This window comes from Parapedobacter lycopersici, assembly GCF_024643285.1.
GTDB classification, from domain to species: domain Bacteria; phylum Bacteroidota; class Bacteroidia; order Sphingobacteriales; family Sphingobacteriaceae; genus Parapedobacter; species Parapedobacter lycopersici.
Genome location: NZ_JAMSLW010000001.1, coordinates 547934 through 565366, shown reverse-complemented (window position 1 = coordinate 565366; position 17433 = coordinate 547934). Strand labels below are relative to the sequence as shown.

Here is a 17433-nt window from a genome sequence, read left to right as displayed (position 1 = left end):
ATTCATGATATCGATTTATTTAATCGGCGCAGTCATATTGGCTTATTTATTTGGATCCATTCCGACGGCGGTTTGGCTGGGGCAGGCTTTTTATAAGGTGGATGTCCGCGAATATGGAAGCGGTAATGCCGGCGCAACCAATACCTTTCGGGTACTGGGCACCCGGGCAGGGGTTGCGGTCATGATTATCGATATCCTGAAAGGGTGGACGGCCACCAACCTTGCTTATTTCATCGGACCATCGGTTACCGGTCCGCTTACCGCCGCCCAATTTGTGAATTACCAGCTGGCCCTGGGTGTCATCGCCGTCGTTGGACACTTGTTTCCGGTGTTCGCCGGTTTTCGTGGCGGTAAGGGAGTTGCCACACTGTTCGGTATGGTGCTGGCTGTGCATTTTGAGGCGGCACTTGTTTGTGTGTCGGTCTTTTTAGTCGTGTTGCTGCTGACCCGGTATGTGTCCCTGAGTTCTATTTGTGCCGGTTTTGCATTTCCATTCAGCATCGTGTTTCTGTTCCATACTTCGGTTAAGTCTGTGCTGCTTTATGGTATCTGTATCTGTGCCCTCATTTTAATCACACACCAGAAAAATATCGAGCGGCTGCTCAAGGGGAAAGAGTCGAAGGTCGTATTCCGAAAAAAGCGAAGCTATCCGGATGAAACCGGCATATAAATTGCTTTGGTTAACAGAACAAAACCATCACCTGATTTGTTGATTATACTTAAGCAAGTAATAAATTGAATACCATGAAGTTATTTACTAAAACAACAGCCGTTTTGTTGATTATCGCCCTGGCGATCGGCTGTGCTACGGTTCCGCTTACGGGAAGGCGTCAGCTGAGCTTGGTCGACGATGGCGAGATCCAGCAGCAAGCGGCATTGGTGTACAAAGAATTTTTGGCGGATCCATCCACCAAAGTAGTTAAAAGCAGCAGCGCTGCGCAATCCGTTCAGCGCGTAGGCAAGAATATTTCTGCGGCAGTGAATAAATTCCTGACCGAAAGCGGTTATGCCGACCAATATGATTTCAATTGGGAATTTACGCTGGTTCAGGAAGACCAGATCAATGCCTGGTGCATGCCGGGAGGCAAAGTGGCCGTTTATTCCGGTATTTTACCCGTAACGAAGAACGATGCCGGACTGGCTACGGTAATGGGGCATGAGATTGCACACGCCATTGCCAAGCATTCGGCGGAACGGATGTCGCAATCCATCGTGGCACAGGCTGGGGGAGCGGCAGTAGGGATTGCCACATCGGAAAAGTCGAACGCTACCCGTGCCATTATCAATACCGCTTATGGACTGGGTGGACAGCTTGCCCTGCTGAGTTATTCGCGCAATCAGGAAAGCGAAGCCGATCGGCTGGGCCTGGTGTTCATGGCCATTGCAGGATATGATCCGAATGAGGCAGTCGGGTTTTGGGAACGGATGGCACAGGCCAAGCAGTCGCAGGGCGGGGGAGCACCTCCCGAGTTTCTCAGTACCCACCCCAGCGATGCGCGGCGGATCAACGATATCCAGAAGCTGATTCCCGAGGCAATGAAATATTATAAGAAATAATTCCAGGAGATCCGATATAAATTCCCGGTAACGTCCGTGTCTTCCGCCCCGGAAACACGACGATTGCGGCTACTTTTTTGTATGTTTGTGTCCTAATCAGATGGGCGATGAACTTGGAACAAAAAGATATCGCAGGGATGCGGATGGCGTACGAAATGGGGCAGCTAAACGAAGGTGACCTTGCCGAAGACCCCCTGGTCCAGTTCCAGCAGTGGTTTAACGAAGCCGTTGACAAAGGGGTTATGGAACCCAATGCCATGACATTATCCACTGTTTCGGCTTCCGGAAAGCCTTCTTCACGGATTGTGCTGCTGAAGCAGGTCGACCGGCTCGGGCTCGGTTTTTACACGAATTATACAAGTCGAAAAGGTACGGAACTGGCTGCAACTCCCCATGCGGCCCTGCTGTTTTTCTGGCCCGAATTGCAACGGCAGGTGCGGGTAGAAGGAAAAGTGGAAAAATTGCCTGCTGAGGCTGCCGATGCCTATTTCCGGTCGAGGCCCAAAGGCAGCCGGCTGGGTGCCCTGGTATCGCCGCAGAGCCGGGAGATTGCAAACCGGGAGGAACTGGATGGTCAATTGCATGTACTGGAGGAAAATTACCGGGATACGGACGACATACCGCGTCCTGAACATTGGGGAGGTTATCTGCTGCTTCCGGAACAAATTGAATTCTGGCAGGGCCGGAATAACCGGCTGCACGACCGGTTGGTTTATAAAAAAGAAAATGAGGTATGGAGAATAGCGAGGCTGGCTCCCTGAGCAACATGGAGTCTTTCGGAAAGATACGTACATTGCTGATCAACCGGTTCGGTGAATCTGTTATTGTGGCGGAAGCGCAGGATGGTCTGCAACCGGCACTTTTTATCACGCCGGAGCAGTTAACGGAAGTCTGCCGGTTTTTACGCGATCATGAAGCGACGTATTTCGACTTCCTTTCGTGTATCAGCGCCGTGGACGATGGGATAGTAGCCGGTACATTTACAGTGGTGTATCACCTGGCTTCGATTCCATACAAGCAACAGCTTACCCTTAAGGTACGCATCGCCAACGACCGGCATCCGGATCACCTGCCAGCACTACCGAGCGTCAGTTCGGTGTGGCGGACCGCCGATTGGCATGAGCGGGAGGCGTTTGACCTGATGGGCATTTTCTTTGAAAACCACCCCGATCTGCGACGCATCTTGCTGCCCGACGATTGGGAAGGTTACCCCTTGCGGAAAGATTACCAAGAAGCCGAAACCTATCATGGCATTGCCATTAAATAAACACAGCAATGGCAGAAAATACAATTGAAACCAGTGCAGAAAAGCCCTATCAGGAGGCACTGCGGGCTTATGAAGCACGTCTTGCCGCTATTGGCAGTGAGGAGATGGTGATTAACATGGGGCCCCAGCATCCTTCGACACACGGGGTCCTGCGCCTGCAGCTGATTACCGACGGTGAGATCGTGAAAGAAGTAATCCCGCACCTGGGGTACCTGCACCGTTGCTTTGAAAAGCATGCCGAATCGATGAATTACGGCAAAACGATTCCCTTTACCGATCGCATGGACTACCTGGCCTCCATGAACAACAGCCATGCGTTTGTAATGGGGGTGGAGCGGATGCTGGGGATTGATGGGCAGATTCCAAAACGGATTGAGTATATACGTGTGCTGGTCTGCGAGCTTAACCGGATTGCTTCCCACCTGATTGCTATCGGAACGTATGGAATTGACATCGGCGCATTCACGCCGTTTATGTGGTGTTTCCGGGACCGTGAGCATATCATGAATATGCTGGAATGGGCATCCGGATCACGGATGCTTTACAACTACATCTGGGTGGGTGGCTTATTTTATGACCTGCCTGTCGGATTTGAAGAGCGATGTGCCGAATTTATCACCTATTTTAAACCTAAGCTTATTGAACTGGACGAGTTGCTAACGACAAACCAGATCTTTATTTCACGGACAGCCAATATCGGCATATTGCCATCCGACGTAGCTATTAACTACGGCTGTTCCGGTCCGATGCTGCGCGCTTCAGGGATCAAATGGGATCTGCGGCGGGTCGATGGTTATTCGGTATACCCCGAAATTGAATTTGAAATACCCGTCGGGAAAGGGGAGGCGGGGACTACCGGGGATTGCTGGGATCGTTACAAGGTACGCGTGGACGAAATCAGGGAGTCTGTGAAGATCATTGAACAATGCCTGGAGCGGCTTTCGGGTCCGCTGAAGCGGACCCCGGAGTTTGACCCCCGGGCATTAGTGCCCAAGAAAGTTAACCTGAAACCGCAGGACTATTATGTGCGTGCCGAAAACCCGAAAGGGGAACTTGGTTTTTATTTCGTTACGCAGGAAAAAACAGATATTCCCAAACGGGTAAAAGCCCGTGGACCGAGTTTCAATAACCTATCGGTGCTGCCCGAGCTGGCGAAGGGTGTACTGATTGCGGATTTGATCGCGATACTGGGTTCAATTGACATCGTGCTGGGCGAGGTAGACCGGTAACTGCTTGAGTCTTTAGGTTGTTTTCGTTTGTAAATAACTGATTTTATGTTTATTATATTTGTGTTAAAAATAATGAAAAAATATTTGATAAACTGAAAATAAACCCTACCTTTGCGGTATCATAATTTAGGTTTATAATTGGTTAGTAAAGGTTTCCATTCTCCCCGTTTGGAAACCTTTCTTTTTATCCATATTCCTGATTTCTGTCGATTTTGTTTTTAGGTGATGAGGAGACCTTGCTCCATATCTGACGTTGCTGTATAAGCACATTTCGGACAGTACGCCGATGTAAATTCGAAGCGGCATCCCTTCGTTTACCTGGATATTGTTGCTGTAATCAGGCTTAAAATCCGTGTGATACCCAGTGCGCAGAAGGAGCGGGATTGGCATACCTGCAGATGCAGATAGGGAGTGCGTTGGTTTGGGGAATGGAGTGATTGCTGTAGGGTTGACTCCGGGATTTGCGGAGTCCGCTGGACGCCGATCCCGCGGCCGGTGTACAAGGGTGTTGCCTTATCGACGGGGGATATAAGATAAAAAAAGACGGGTGCCCTGGAATATCCGGGGCACCCGCTTGGTGTGTGCAGCCTAATGGCTATGATTAAAAGTAAAATTGTACACCGAGTCTTGGAGCCAATGAGTTGGCGTTAAGACCGAAAGAGTTGCTGGAAACCTTGTCGTCAGATCCTTCTGGTTTAATTGAGGAGTTCTGGTAGTAAAGGCCTCTTACAGACAGTTCGATGCCGATTTTGCTGGTTGGGAAATAAGCGAAACCAGGAGCCAATTCAACACCATAACGTGCTGTGGTGCCCAGGTCGGTATCCTCTGCTTTAGCAGTTCCCCAAGCCATCGGTACAGAAAGCTGTCCAAAGAACTTGAAATCACCGTCACCTTTGTACAAACGTGCAAAGGGAGCTACATTGAACGTGCTTAATTTGTTGGCCTCAAAGGTCGCGCCAGCGGCAGCGGTATTTTCTTCGTATCCGTATCCGATTCCGGTACCGATTGCGAAGTTATCACTTACGAAGAATCCAACAGTAGGCTGGATACCGAATGCTTGTGATTCCGTGTCTACGTCTTTTACTTTAGAGTAGTCATAAGAAACACTTCCGCCCAGGATCACTTTTCCTTTTTCGGTTTGTGCCTGTGCTGCAAAAGCTACAACGATAGCTGCTGAAAAGGTTAAAAATAGTTTTTTCATGTGTGTATTAAATTTAGTTAAAACATCCAGTCATTTTTATTTTTACTTTTTGACTGTTGATATCAGCTGAACAATACAAATGCCAAACCCGTACGTGATGCCATTTAGTTTGTCATGGGTTTGTCGCTTTATGGATTTGTCGCTTAATGCCTGTCAAAATACGCTGATTTCAAATAAATTAGCCTTTACTGATTTAATTTGGCATAAAGACAATAAACCTGACAAATTGTGTAATTGCTGGATTAATAGGTATTGACTTTTTGACAATTAATGTCAAAAATGTCATGACAACAAAAAAAGCCAGGCGTAAAGGCCTGGCTTTCTGTATGTGGATACCGGATGGTACACCCATTAATTATTCGAAGTATTCTTTTATCCGTTCGAAGAAGGTTTTTTCGCTTTTACCGGGCTGGGGCTTAAAGTTGGGTGAATTCCGGAGGTTTTCAAGCAATTGCTTCTCGTCTGAAGAGACGGTTTTAGGTGTCCATACGTTAACATAGACCAGCTGATCACCTTTATGATAGGAATTTACTTCAGGCACACCCTTGCCTTTCAGGCGTAGGATTTTGCCTCCCTGCGTACCGGGATCAATCTTGATCTTGGCTTTACCGTCGATCGTGGGAACTTCCACGCTGGTTCCCAGTGTAGCATCCACAAAATTGACATACAGGTCATAAATCACATTAATGCCATCCCGTTTTAATGTTTCGTGGGGGATTTCCTCTATCAGGATGATCAGGTCACCCGGAACACCTCCACGTGGGGCTGCATTTCCCTTGCCACCCATAGATAATTGCATGCCCTCGCTAACCCCGGCAGGAATATTGATGGTAATGGTTTCTTCACCCCTGACCAAGCCATCTCCATGACAGGTTGTACATTTGGCTGTGATTTCAACCCCTTCACCGTTACAGGTCGGGCAGGTGCTGGTGGTTTGCATCTGTCCCAGGATCGTGCTGGTTACCCGTCTTACCGCCCCCGTGCCTCCGCACGTACGGCAGGTATGGAATGACGATTTGTCCTTGGCACCACTGCCATCGCAGGTAGTACAGACCACCTGTTTATTGACTTTGATTTTCTTTTCGGCCCCATTGGCTATTTCCTGCAGGGTAAGTTTTACTTTGATGCGCAGGTTTGACCCCTTAACGATACGGCGCCCGCCCCGCGAACTGCCCCCGCCGCCGAAGAAACTTTCAAACGGACTGCCACCACCACCGAAGATATCGCCAAATTGACTGAAAATATCTTCCATGTTCATGCTGCCGCCCCCGTAGCCACCGGAAGCACCGGCATGCCCGAATTGATTGTAGCGCTGCCTTTTTTCAGGATTGCTGAGTACTTCGTAGGCCTCGGCGGCCTCTTTAAACTTATCCTCGGCTTCGTGGTTGTTGGGGTTTTTATCCGGATGGTACTTGATGGCCAGTTTCCGGTAAGCCGACTTTATTTCGGCCTGGTCAGCGTTGCGCGAAACACCCAATACATCGTAATAGTCTCGTTTTGCCATGCTTGCTTGTTTATTAGTTTCCTACCACCACTTTGGCATGACGCAACACTTTATCATGCAGGTAATACCCTTTTTCAATTTCATCAATTACTTTGCCTTTCTGGTCCTCGTCCGGCACCGGAACGCTCGTAATGGCTTCCTGCAGTTCCGCATCAAAGGGTTTTCCGATGGATTCCATCGCTTTCAGTCCTTTCTGTGCCAGCGTGTTCTTCAGTTTGTGGCTCACCAGGCCGATCCCTTCTTTGACGGTATCCACTTCAGTAGCCGTTTCCATTGCTTTCAGTGCCCGGTCAAAGTCGTCGATCAATGGCAGTAAACTGGCCATGATGTCCTTGCCTGCCGTCTGCATCAGTTCGAGGCGTTCCTTGGCAACGCGACGCTTGTAATTATCAAATTCGGCATATAGCCGAATGTACTTATCGTTTGCCTCTTTTAATTCGGCAGCTAACTGTTCTTCGGCTGTTGCTGTTTCAGCTGTGTCCGATGATGGCTCAGTAGCCAGGGGTTCATCCTGGGCAATGAACTCATTTTCGTTCCTATGGTCGTTTTCGTCGTTTCTGTTTTTCTTTTGTGCCATATCAATTCACTAATCAATTCTTGTGCCCCTGCCTCAATTTCATTGCCAATGGGAAAATACCGCCAGCCTGTCAGTTTTCTGGTTTATTAAGCTTACAAATTGACGTATGTGTTTCAGGATTTGTCAGCGTTTTCATGAAGCGGTGATGGTGACATTGTCATGCAGTGCACCGTCGGCCGTTTTTACAATACGCGATGGCATATTACGGATAATCTGGTAATCGTGTGTTGCCATGAGGATGGCTGTGCCACCCCGGCTGATTTCTTTCAGCAATAACACAATTTCTTCGGAGGTTTCCGGGTCGAGATTTCCAGTTGGTTCGTCGGCTAGGATGATTTCGGGGTTGTTCAACAGGGCACGGGCAATGACCACGCGCTGCTGTTCGCCGCCCGATAGTTCGTGCGGCATTTTCTTTAGCTTGGAACGGAGCCCGACCTTTTCAAGTACGTCAAGCATCCGGTTTTTGATTAATGCTTTATCTTTCCATCCCGTAGCCCTTAGGGCAAATTCGAGGTTTTTTTCCACGGTACGATCGGTGAGCAGGTGAAAATCCTGGAATACGATGCCCAGTTTCCTGCGCAGGTAGGGTACGTCACGTTCACTGAGCTTCTTCAGGTCGAACCCGGCCACCATTCCCTCGCCACTGGCGATATGCAGATCGCCGTAAATGATTTTCAGGAGACTGCTTTTGCCGCTGCCGGTTTGTCCGATAAGGAATACGAATTCACCTTTATCGATCTTGAGGTTGACATTTGAGAGCACGAGGTGCTTGGGCTGGTAGATGTCTACGTTTTTGAGTGTGATTACCGTCTCGCCAATCATATGTTATAAATCTAATTTCTTAATCTGTCCAAAGGGTAATGCGGTTACAATTTCCATAATCTGGGTTATCTTGTCGCCCAGTCCCAGCTTTTCCAGCGATTTGTCTGGCCGGTCAACCCTGAAGTAGGCGAGTAATGTAAAGGCATCATCCCGGAGCTGAACGTAGTCCGGTATTTTTGCCACCCCTTTAACTTTAATGACATACATGTGACCGCAAAGTTAGTATAATTTGGCCGGATAATCAACGTTTTGCCGAGGGCTGTCCGCTGGGGGAGTCCCGGTGGGTAGCCAGAAAATCAAGTGTATTCACGCCGTCGGCATAATCGTTCAATTCCGGTTGCTGGCTACGGCCGAAATCAAACACGGGTGTTGGCACCGGGAGTGTTCCGCCGGCCACGATGCATTGTAGCTGCGGTGCCAGGGCCGATAGCCGTGCGTGCAGTTCAGTGGTCGTTTCATATTCTTCCTCATACAATACGGCAAGGGGAGAAGCGGTACGCACATCGCGTTTCACCAAAAGGAAACCATTGTCATAATGCGGATCGCCATTGATCAGGTATATGGATTTGTTGTAATCGTAGTTATTCCGGTATTTATGATGGTCAATAATCCCGGAGAATGCAGCGATGCCTTCGAAGAAAAGTGAAATGTCATACCCCTTGGGTAAAAAGAGCTTGGATACATTCCGGCAACCCAATCCAAAGAAATCGAAAATGTCATGCCCCAGCTGTTGTAGTTCATCGGTGGTTTCATTTCCCGACAACACCGCGGCGCTGTTGCGGTTTTTTCGGATAATGTGGGGAACCTTGCCGAAATAATATTCAAAATACCGCGCACTGTTATCGCTGCCGGTTGCAATTACGGCATCAAAGTCCCTAAGACGCTCCGTTAGCTGTATCCTGCTGCGGAAACGCGGTTCAATGGCCTGTAATTGTTCAAGCAGGTGTGTGGTGAGCTGCTGATCGGCAGCTGCCAGTTTGACCTGTATCCGATAGCCGGCGCAGAGTGCGCTTAGGATATCATGAAACCCAACTAAAGGGATATTGCCCGCCAGTATCAGGCCGACTGTCTGGTCGGTGTCGCCATCGAATGGGTAAGGGGCTAGCCAGTCGCCCAGTTGCGCTTCGGACAGGTTTGCAGCAATTGCCCCCACGGCATGCTGCACATTGGGCAAGGTAAACCAGGGATTGCGGGAAGCCGCGGTTTCCAGCACCTCCTGTAAATGTGGATCAGCCGATAGGAGGTATGTCCCTAAATGGGTAAAGGCTTCGATTCGTTGTTTCTTTGTCAAAATCTAATTTTTTTGGACCGGAATTACGTAATAATTGTTGTATATTTGCATCCTATAAATAGGGCTGTTCGAAAAAGACGACTAATCCCATAGTCAAATATCTTTTACTCGATCAGGCACAAAAATAAGTTTTTTGTTTTTTATCATCTATTGAAAGGAAATAAATGGCAATTAAGATAACAGATGAATGCATCAACTGCGGCGCGTGCGAACCGGAATGCCCAAACAACGCAATCTATGATGCCGGTGTAAGCTGGCGATTCTCAGAGGGAACCGGATTAAGCGGTGTTATTGATTTTGGCGATGGCACAACCCTGGATGCAGAGGAGGAACAGGCGGCAATATCCGATGAGATTTATTACATCGTTTCAGATAAATGTACGGAGTGCGTGGGTTTCCACGATGAACCGCAATGTGCCGCAGTATGTCCCGTTGACTGCTGCGTAGACGATGAAGACGTGCGGGAAACGGAAGAGGAATTATTGGCCAAGAAGGCGTGGTTACATAACGAATAACCGCCCCCAGCTGGATCAACAGGAAGCGCCGTCCGGACATGTATCCGGACGGCGCTTCTTATTTGTTATTTGGAGATAAAAATAAGCTTAGCATTTGCCTGGGACGACCAAGACGGGGCAATTGGCTTTCCGGATTACGCTTTCCGATACACTTCCTGATATAAANGGCCGCCGCTTCTTATTTGTTATTTGGAGATAAAAATAAGCTTAGCATTTGCCTGGGACGACCAAGACGGGGCAATTGGCTTTCCGGATTACGCTTTCCGATACACTTCCTGATATAAAATGATCAAATCCGGTCCGCCCATGCGTGCCCATGATGATGAGATCGGCAGCCCATTCTCCTGCCAGATCAAGAATTTCCTGTTTTGGCGTGCCAATCCGGCTGAATGTAACGATGTCCGTAATGCCTGTGAATTTTTTACTGATCTCGTCCAGCATCGATCTGGAATTCTCCTCTTGTATTTCCGTCGTTTCCGGAATAATGATCGGTTGCTGGCCCATTAGCGGATCAGCGCCATAATTGGTCGGTGCTGCCGGCTCAATGACATGTACCAACGCAACAGCCGCGCCCATGGCCTTTGCGAGGTTATATCCGTGCTGCAATGCTTTTTTCGAACAGTCGCTGTCATCGGTCGCAATCAGTATGCGTTCGTATTTTGCTGGTGTCGTGTCCATAACAGAAGGGTTGATTTGTTAATTTTCTATGTAAATATAACAAACACGAACGGAGTTTGGTTTTTTTTCCGGAAGTTTTTGGCTGAAATCCAAAAGATTAGGAGATCCCCAAATGGATAAATATTCAGGATAACTGCCGCATCAACTGATCAAACTCTTCACGCAATGCGGCTAATTCAGCTTCTACCGCAGCCAGCCGCATTTCCATGTTGTTCGGTACCGCACCTGGCTCCGTATCAATTTCCGGAATTTCCGTGTCGCCCAACAGATGGGTATACCGTCCTTCTTTCTGGCCCGGCCGTTTGGTTAACTGCTTGATATAGGGCGGCGATGCGCTGGCCATTTGCTGCAATAATGACTGCAGCTCGTCCAATGTTTCAAACTCGTGCATTCTTCCGATATGTGCATTGAGCTCACCCGATGTTTGCGGGCCGCGCAGCAGCAGCAGACAGATGATCGCCACTTCAGCGGGAAGCACGGGATACACTACGGCAAAATTATGTCTGTATTTTACTGTCCGGCTGGAGCCGCCGGTCACCGTTGCAACGAGTCCCTTTTTCTTTAACGAATCCAGGGTGGATATTACGGTGTCATCATCGTAATTAACCACCGGATTACGTGATGTCTTTTGATTACAGGCCGTGACCAGACTGTTCAATGTCAACGGATAATATTCCGGAGTAGTGCTAGCCTTTTCCATCAAGGCACCCAATACCCGTTGCTCTTCCGCGGATAACTGCGGCAATGTAAGAGGTGTTTCCATAAGGTTTACCGGTATCAATGATAATAAAACGGGGGCAAACGCCCGCCGTTGCGCCCAAAAATAACGATTGCCTCCCGATTTACCCAGGGAGAAGTCATTATCGTGTGCTTTTTTTGGCTGATTCATACCGTTCCAGGCATGCGTCCAGCGGTTTCCCCTGTTTATAAATGCAATTACAGAAAACAGCATACGCCTCGGGGTCATTGCTTCCGGCGCAGGCGTTAGTGCATTCAAGCTGTGAATTGCCGGGTCGTACTTCGTATAAAAATCGGTTTACCACAATAACGGCAGCAACAGTAGTCAGGACACACCCAAAAAACAAGAGGGGAAAGCTGCCGCCCCGCGGTTTCCGCTTCACCTTATTCGGGTAGGCGTACGACAGGATGGCCGACAGGCAGTATTTTAAGCGGTCGTAATCCCAGTAAAGCAAATATAAGTTAGCCAGTAGCATCATGGTGATGATACGGGTGCCTTCAAACCGTAAGGCATAGGCAAGGATGCCGATATTCAGTATGATTGGAAAATACATGAGCGCTCCGAGGAGCGCCGTTCTGGGAATAAGCAACAAAAGTGCGGCCGTCAGCTGCGTAATTCCGATGAACGTGTAGTAGTAGCCGGTAAGGTGCAGGGCATCAAAGTAATGACCTAACGGGTTATTAGCAGGCAGTCCCGTGAATCGTTCTCCCATGATTTTCACGATACTTGAGGGAATAAACCCAAGTGCCAGCGTTATACGGCAGAAAATGGCAAAATAGTAAAACCATTTATTTCCTTTTGCTTGGTTATACAGTTGTTCAAACCGGATCGCTATATTTTTCATAGTTATCGGATTTAGTTTTCTTATCTATTAACTGCTATGCGAAGTAAATAAAAGTACTTTGTATTTCAAAGTTTTTAAATGAAAATTTCCCCATACTTCCGCACAGCTTCCTTACATCAGGAAATTTACCTGGTCATCACCTTGTACTCCTCGGCCAGTTTATCTAAAAACAGAAATAATTGGCTATTCATTTTGCGGTAATCATGATGACGGATCTGATCTGGTTTTTGGACAAACGGGTGCGTTGTATTCTTCGTCAGGAAATCGACTTCCTCAGCGATCAGCAACTCCACGGTGTCCGGAGTGAATTCCATGTGGCACTGAAAACCATATGTCAAATTAGTATAAGCCACTATTTGCCTTGGACAGCCTGTGCTTTTGGCTAATACCTTACTCTCCGCGGTTAATCCGGGCATATCGTTATGCCAATGCCCTACAAGAAGCGGAGAATCAAAATGGGCGATCTTTTTATCAGCTAATCCATTCGCTGTAAGCTGAATGGGGAAAACCCCGATTTCTCTTTCAGGACTGTGCTCAAATTCTGCTCCAAGCGCATTGCCGATAAGCTGGCACCCCAGGCAGACGCCTATTACCGCTTTTCCCGCCTGAATACATTGTTGTATTAGTCTGATTTCGGCCTTTGCATCGAAATGCGCGCATGCTACCAGCGTAGTGGCAGGACTTTGCGGGCCGCCGAGCACGATAAGCAAATCCAGATTTTCTGCGGTCTGGGGCAGGGGATCATACTCGTATACCCTTGAAAAGGTGACCTTGTGGTTTCGTTCCCTTGCCCATGTCAGGTAAGCTCCTGGCGCTTCAAAAAATTCATGCTGCACAAAATGGACATGCATCGTTTTATCCGTTTTAAATTTTGGTGGTTTCATTCCAGTAATAACGATCCGTTGTTGACCGTTTTCCAAAGATGGCTGTGCCGACCCGGATGATAGTGGCTCCCTCTTCAATTGCTGTCTCCAAATCGCTGCTCATGCCCATTGATAACTCTTTCATTTCGACGTTAGGTATATTCAATGCGATAATTTGCTGCTGGATGCTTTTGAGTAAGCGGAAACACTTGCGTACGCTTTCGGTCTCTGCACTAAACAGGCCAATAGTCATTAACCCTTTTATTTTCAATGCTTCCAATTGGGCTACCTGTTTCACCAATCCAATGGTGTCGTCGGGTGCTGCACCAAATTTACTTTCTTCAAAGGAGGTGTTTACCTGGAGGAGGACTTCCATTGTTTTATTTTTAGCCTGCAGCCGCTGGTTCAGCTTTGCGGCCAGCTCAAAACGGTCGAGCGATTGCAGACAGGTAACATCATATGCTAGCAGGTTCTTGATTTTATTGGTTTGTAAGTGTCCGATAAAATGGCTGGTATGCGGGATTTCCTTTAATGCCTCATATTTTTCCTTAATTTCCTGTATCTTATTTTCCGCTACTAGTGTATACCCCGCCTCCAATGCTACTTTAATGCGTTCGGCCGGAACTGTTTTGGTTGCCAGAAGCAATTTTACTTCCCTGGGGTCCCTGCCACAGTTTTTGCAGGCCGCCTGTATGCGTCCGTTGATAATGGCTATATTTTTAACGATTTCAGCGTACATGTTCTTTTTAGCTTTCCGTATCGATTGGACAATCAATCAATAATGCCTTAATATGGATATCTCAAAACCTGCGTCATTGGTCTATGCCTTCGAATATACCTTTTTTCCCTCTTCAATGGCGTAAGCAAAATATTTAATCTTTATTTCGGGATCGTGATATGCCATGTCTATCAATTTTCAATTAAATACTTATTGTGTATTCGGGATTATTAATTGTGAATTCGGGATTATTTTTCAACACTCCTTTTTGGCGCGAATCAAACGACTTGGCTTCCTAGGCTCATCAAATAAAGTTAATAGCCAATAAAGGCAATATCCGGATTGAGTTCGCCCTTACTGATGTTTGAATTTTGTATATTCGTGATATGGAGCTCTTTGAAACCATTATCCAGTATTACAAATCCACCGGACGGATTGTGCCCGACGACCTGATAAGATCTGGTGGAAAGTCGCAGCATTTTAATGTGTTGAAACGGCAGAACAGTTTACGGTCTTTACCATTCCATCGCAGGGATTACTATAAAGTCTGTCTTTCTACCGGAGGTGCTGTGTTCCGTACCGACGAGGGGGAGGTGACCGTTGATCAACCGGTGGTTTGTTTTACTGATCCGGACACTAAGATGGGTTTTAAGTTTTATCGTGAGGCCCAGGATGGATATCTAAGTGTTTTTAATGAACAATATCTTACCCCGGACTTAAAGCGCGAATTTAAAAAAGTACAACGGGTGCTTGGCGACCGACTGTTTCCGTTTTTATTGTTATCCAGTGAGGAGTATCATTCACTTTACGGTTACTTTCAGCTAATGGAGAAAGAGTACTGCAGCTCATTACCGTATAAGAAGGAGCTGATGCTGAGTTTTCTAAAATTGATTTTCAATACCGTGATCCGTTTTGCAAAAGCCCGAACCCAGGGCGATGAAAGGTCGGAACGGCCAGATCGGCTTGTGTCCCGTTTTTTGCAGCTGCTCAACGGACAGTTTCCTATCGATGCACCAGATAGCGTGCTCCGATTTAAAAATCCGGGTGATTTTGCTTTATTATTACACGTGCATGTGAACCATTTGAATCATACGGTCCGGAAGCTGACAGGTAAATCTACCAGCAGTATCATCCGCGAACGTGTGCTGGAAGAGGCGATGGATCTGTTGAAAAATTCGGACTGGAATATTTCAGAGATTGGCAACAGCCTGGGCTTTGAGTATGTTCAGCATTTTTCACAATTCTTCCGGAAACACACGGGCGAGCGCCCGGGCCAGTACCGGAAGATGTATTATGTTAATATTTGATTTTTGTATAAAATAATTTGAATCGGGTACCCGTGTAAAACTGTTTGTCCGTTAATTTTGCTGCTTGTTCAGGTATTCAGTTATGCAAAAAATCAAAGGACAATCCGGTGTATCCACTGTGCTGGCGTTTTTATTGATCCCGATATCAGGGCTTGCTATTGACATTTACATTCCTTCATTTCCTCAGATGGTGGAGGGATTGCATACTACTGCTGCGAATGTACGTTTAACCATGACTGTATTCCTGGTCAGCTATGGAATTTCCCAGCTTTTTGTTGGGAGTCTTGTAGACAGTTTTGGAAGATACCGGCTGGGAATGGGTGCACTAGCGCTTTTTGCATTGACCAATCTGTCGATTACGCAACTCACTAGCATTGAATGGCTGCTGACGCTACGAGTCATTCAGGGCTTCCTGATATCCATAATCATGGTGGCCAAGCGTTCCTATTTTATTGACGTGTATGAAGGGGAAAGGCAGCGACATTACACGAGCCTACTCTCCATTGTTTGGTCGGCAGCGCCTATACTGGCCCCTTTTTTAGGGGGCTACCTGGAACACTTTTTCGGATGGCGGTCCAACTTTTATTTCCTGGGCTGCTATGCACTTGTTCTGTTGGTATTGGAGGGTATTTTCAGCGGTGAAACATTACGGGAACCGCGGCCATTCCATTTATCGGCAATCCTAAATAGTTACCGGCAATTGCTGACTGCCCGGGATTTTAGTTATGGTATCCTGGTATTGGGACTGAGTTATTCAATGATCATTGTATTTAACATGTCAGCCCCATTTATTATTGAAAATCACTTTCATTACACCGCTCTACAAACCGGAAACAGTGCATTGGTGTCCGGTTTGGCTCTGCTTGCGGGTGGTTTATTCAGTAAATGGCTGATCGGGAAGCCGTTGCTCCGGAAGCTACGGGATGGATTGCTGTTGCAGCTGGGGGTTGCCGTTATTATGTATGTAACAGCCCCGTATTTTCAAGACCTCATTTCCATGATGGTGTTTGTGGCATTACTGCATTTTCTGATGGGGTATATGTATAATAGCTATTTTACCTATTGCCTAACACGGTTTCCGGCAATGGCGGGCTTATCAGGTGGTGTTACCAGTGGAGGTAGTTATATCGTTACTTCATTTGCGAGTTACGGCCTCATCAGCACGGTGAATATTTACGATGTAAGGGGATTATCAATCAATTATATTGTCTTTTCATTATTGATTGGTATTTTATTATTGTTGCTCTATCCGGTTGTTGCCACGCGACTTTCCTCGTTTTGATTGTGCCATCATCTTCGTTCAACGAGATACAAACTCCGGGCCTGTTATTGAAAAATCAAAGGTGAGACCATATCAATTGAAAATAGACTTGTATCAACAGGATTCAGAAGCAGTGTAGGTTAACCAACCTAGATAGCTTCATATTCCTGTGATTTTTCGACGACCATACCAACGGTTAACCCTTTTTTTATAAGCAAGGTATTCTTTTCCAAATAATTTTTCCAACTTACTTTCTTCATTCTGAATAAATGACCTGTCAATAATAATTGTGAACACCAGCGGAAAAATAAAGGGAGATAACGAACCTAGAAGGATTGCTATACCTAAAAGTGCAAGGGTCATTCCTAAGTAAATGGGATTTCTACTCCATCGAAATGGTCCTGAGGTGATTAGACTGGATGGACTGTCGAAAGGGTTAACCGAGGTTCTTTTCTTCAGCAAAATGGAATTTGTTAAAGCAACGATGACAGCTCCGATAATGATAAAAGCAATTCCAACCCAAGAGAAGGAGATTACTGTTAATACGGGGCATAAGTAGTGAAAAAGGAATGAAAGCGCTATAAATACAAAGAAATAGAGGTCTGGTGTCGCCTTTGCTTTCATATCCAAATATAACAATTAACAAATTGTTACTTTTCATCCCGTTTATCCACCTTCCTTGATAAACATCTCAGTTAACGCGAACTCCGAACTCCTATTTGGAAGCTGTTTGAAACGATTAAAATGCGGTGGAACGGTAACCTGTCCTTACAGTAGGCATGATGGATTAATCGAGCTATCTCCAGAACCAATAAATAAGGTGTCATAGATACTATCTCCTTTTTTATTGTTATTTTTAGACTTGTCGCATGTGGGGCGCAAAGAAAAATCCCCTCAGTTGGTTTCACTCGAGAAATGCCTCGTCATCAGGATCAAGAAAATCGGGAATCATGGTCATTAATAAATCTGTTTTTTGTGTTAATGCCGTATGCATTGTTCCAGGCAAAATAGCGAGTTGTGAGCTGGGCATCAACAATTCACCTAAGCTTCTGCCACCAAA

At 46.8% G+C, this 17433-nt stretch carries 19 protein-coding genes and 1 pseudogene; 8 read left to right on the top strand and 12 right to left on the bottom strand.

Features of this window, described 5'->3' with window-relative positions; translation table 11 throughout:
* Positions 1-4: 4 nt before the first annotated feature.
* The 5 genes from plsY (at position 5) to NEV57_RS02570 (ending at position 4053) form a co-directional block, all read left to right on the top strand.
* The gene (plsY, locus tag NEV57_RS02590; protein ID WP_257656716.1) at positions 5-670 is read left to right on the top strand and encodes a glycerol-3-phosphate 1-O-acyltransferase PlsY; all 666 of its coding nucleotides are present in this window, start codon (positions 5-7) and stop codon (positions 668-670) included.
* Between the two features lie 74 nt (positions 671-744).
* Positions 745-1557 (top strand): M48 family metallopeptidase, encoded by an 813-nt coding sequence (locus tag NEV57_RS02585; RefSeq protein WP_257656715.1) that lies wholly within the window; start codon positions 745-747, stop codon positions 1555-1557.
* Positions 1558-1664: 107 nt separating this feature from the next.
* Positions 1665-2318: a pyridoxamine 5'-phosphate oxidase gene (gene pdxH, locus NEV57_RS02580; protein WP_257656714.1), complete on the top strand. Its 654-nt coding sequence runs from the start codon at positions 1665-1667 to the stop codon at positions 2316-2318.
* Complete coding sequence (locus NEV57_RS02575; RefSeq protein WP_257656713.1) at positions 2291-2824, top strand: NADH-quinone oxidoreductase subunit C; 534 nt, start codon at positions 2291-2293, stop codon at positions 2822-2824. The genes pdxH and NEV57_RS02575 overlap by 28 nt, the downstream gene beginning before the upstream one ends.
* A 104-nt stretch (positions 2825-2928) precedes the next feature.
* Positions 2929-4053, top strand: coding sequence for an NADH-quinone oxidoreductase subunit D (locus NEV57_RS02570; RefSeq protein WP_257657029.1), 1125 nt, complete (start codon positions 2929-2931; stop codon positions 4051-4053).
* 601 nt (positions 4054-4654) lie between these two features.
* On the opposite strand, the gene NEV57_RS02565 is transcribed toward NEV57_RS02570, so the two are convergent.
* The 6 genes from NEV57_RS02565 to NEV57_RS02540 form a co-directional block, all read right to left on the bottom strand.
* Entirely contained in the window at positions 4655-5254 is a 600-nt protein-coding gene (locus NEV57_RS02565) for an outer membrane beta-barrel protein (RefSeq protein ID WP_257656712.1), read from the bottom strand.
* A 355-nt stretch (positions 5255-5609) separates the two neighbouring features.
* Complete coding sequence (dnaJ, locus tag NEV57_RS02560; RefSeq protein ID WP_257656711.1) at positions 5610-6758, bottom strand: molecular chaperone DnaJ; 1149 nt, start codon at positions 6756-6758, stop codon at positions 5610-5612.
* Between the two features lie 13 nt (positions 6759-6771).
* Positions 6772-7335, bottom strand: coding sequence for a nucleotide exchange factor GrpE (locus NEV57_RS02555; RefSeq protein ID WP_257656710.1), 564 nt, complete (start codon positions 7333-7335; stop codon positions 6772-6774).
* Positions 7336-7467: 132 nt separating this feature from the next.
* Positions 7468-8157 carry a cell division ATP-binding protein FtsE gene (locus tag NEV57_RS02550; RefSeq protein ID WP_257656709.1) on the bottom strand — a complete coding sequence of 230 codons (690 nt, stop codon included), beginning with the start codon at positions 8155-8157 and terminating at the stop codon, positions 7468-7470.
* 3 nt (positions 8158-8160) lie between these two features.
* Complete coding sequence (locus NEV57_RS02545; protein WP_257656708.1) at positions 8161-8364, bottom strand: fructose-6-phosphate aldolase; 204 nt, start codon at positions 8362-8364, stop codon at positions 8161-8163.
* A 34-nt stretch (positions 8365-8398) separates the two neighbouring features.
* Positions 8399-9448 (bottom strand): acyl-CoA reductase, encoded by a 1050-nt coding sequence (locus tag NEV57_RS02540; protein ID WP_257656707.1) that lies wholly within the window; start codon positions 9446-9448, stop codon positions 8399-8401.
* A gap of 164 nt (positions 9449-9612) precedes the next feature.
* On the opposite strand from NEV57_RS02540, the gene NEV57_RS02535 reads away from it, so the two are divergent.
* Positions 9613-9963 carry a 4Fe-4S dicluster domain-containing protein gene (locus tag NEV57_RS02535; protein WP_257656706.1) on the top strand — a complete coding sequence of 117 codons (351 nt, stop codon included), beginning with the start codon at positions 9613-9615 and terminating at the stop codon, positions 9961-9963.
* An 87-nt stretch (positions 9964-10050) separates the two neighbouring features.
* Here NEV57_RS02535 and NEV57_RS02530 read toward each other — a convergent pair.
* The 5 genes and pseudogenes from NEV57_RS02530 to NEV57_RS02510 all read right to left on the bottom strand — a co-directional run bounded on the left by NEV57_RS02530 (position 10051) and on the right by NEV57_RS02510 (position 13826).
* A pseudogene (locus tag NEV57_RS02530) lies at positions 10051-10641 on the bottom strand (universal stress protein).
* A gap of 124 nt (positions 10642-10765) precedes the next feature.
* Complete coding sequence (locus NEV57_RS02525) at positions 10766-11530, bottom strand: YceH family protein (protein WP_307876375.1); 765 nt, start codon at positions 11528-11530, stop codon at positions 10766-10768.
* Positions 11502-12224, bottom strand: a complete 723-nt coding sequence (locus tag NEV57_RS02520) for a hypothetical protein (protein ID WP_257656705.1) — start codon at positions 12222-12224, stop codon at positions 11502-11504. Before NEV57_RS02520 ends, NEV57_RS02525 begins: the two co-directional genes overlap by 29 nt.
* A gap of 125 nt (positions 12225-12349) precedes the next feature.
* On the bottom strand, positions 12350-13108 hold the full coding sequence (locus NEV57_RS02515) for a type 1 glutamine amidotransferase (RefSeq protein ID WP_257656704.1): 759 nt from the start codon (positions 13106-13108) through the stop codon (positions 12350-12352).
* Positions 13089-13826 carry a YggS family pyridoxal phosphate-dependent enzyme gene (locus NEV57_RS02510; protein WP_257656703.1) on the bottom strand — a complete coding sequence of 246 codons (738 nt, stop codon included), beginning with the start codon at positions 13824-13826 and terminating at the stop codon, positions 13089-13091. The genes NEV57_RS02515 and NEV57_RS02510 overlap by 20 nt, the downstream gene beginning before the upstream one ends.
* 365 nt (positions 13827-14191) lie before the next feature.
* On the opposite strand from NEV57_RS02510, the gene NEV57_RS02505 reads away from it, so the two are divergent.
* Entirely contained in the window at positions 14192-15112 is a 921-nt protein-coding gene (locus NEV57_RS02505; protein WP_257656702.1) for a helix-turn-helix domain-containing protein, read from the top strand.
* A gap of 82 nt (positions 15113-15194) precedes the next feature.
* A complete protein-coding gene (locus tag NEV57_RS02500) occupies positions 15195-16394 on the top strand; it encodes an MFS transporter (RefSeq protein WP_257656701.1) in 1200 nt (399 codons plus the stop codon).
* A 138-nt stretch (positions 16395-16532) separates the two neighbouring features.
* Here NEV57_RS02500 and NEV57_RS02495 read toward each other — a convergent pair whose 3' ends face one another.
* Complete coding sequence (locus NEV57_RS02495; RefSeq protein ID WP_257656700.1) at positions 16533-16997, bottom strand: methyltransferase family protein; 465 nt, start codon at positions 16995-16997, stop codon at positions 16533-16535.
* Positions 16998-17433: the final 436 nt, after the last annotated feature.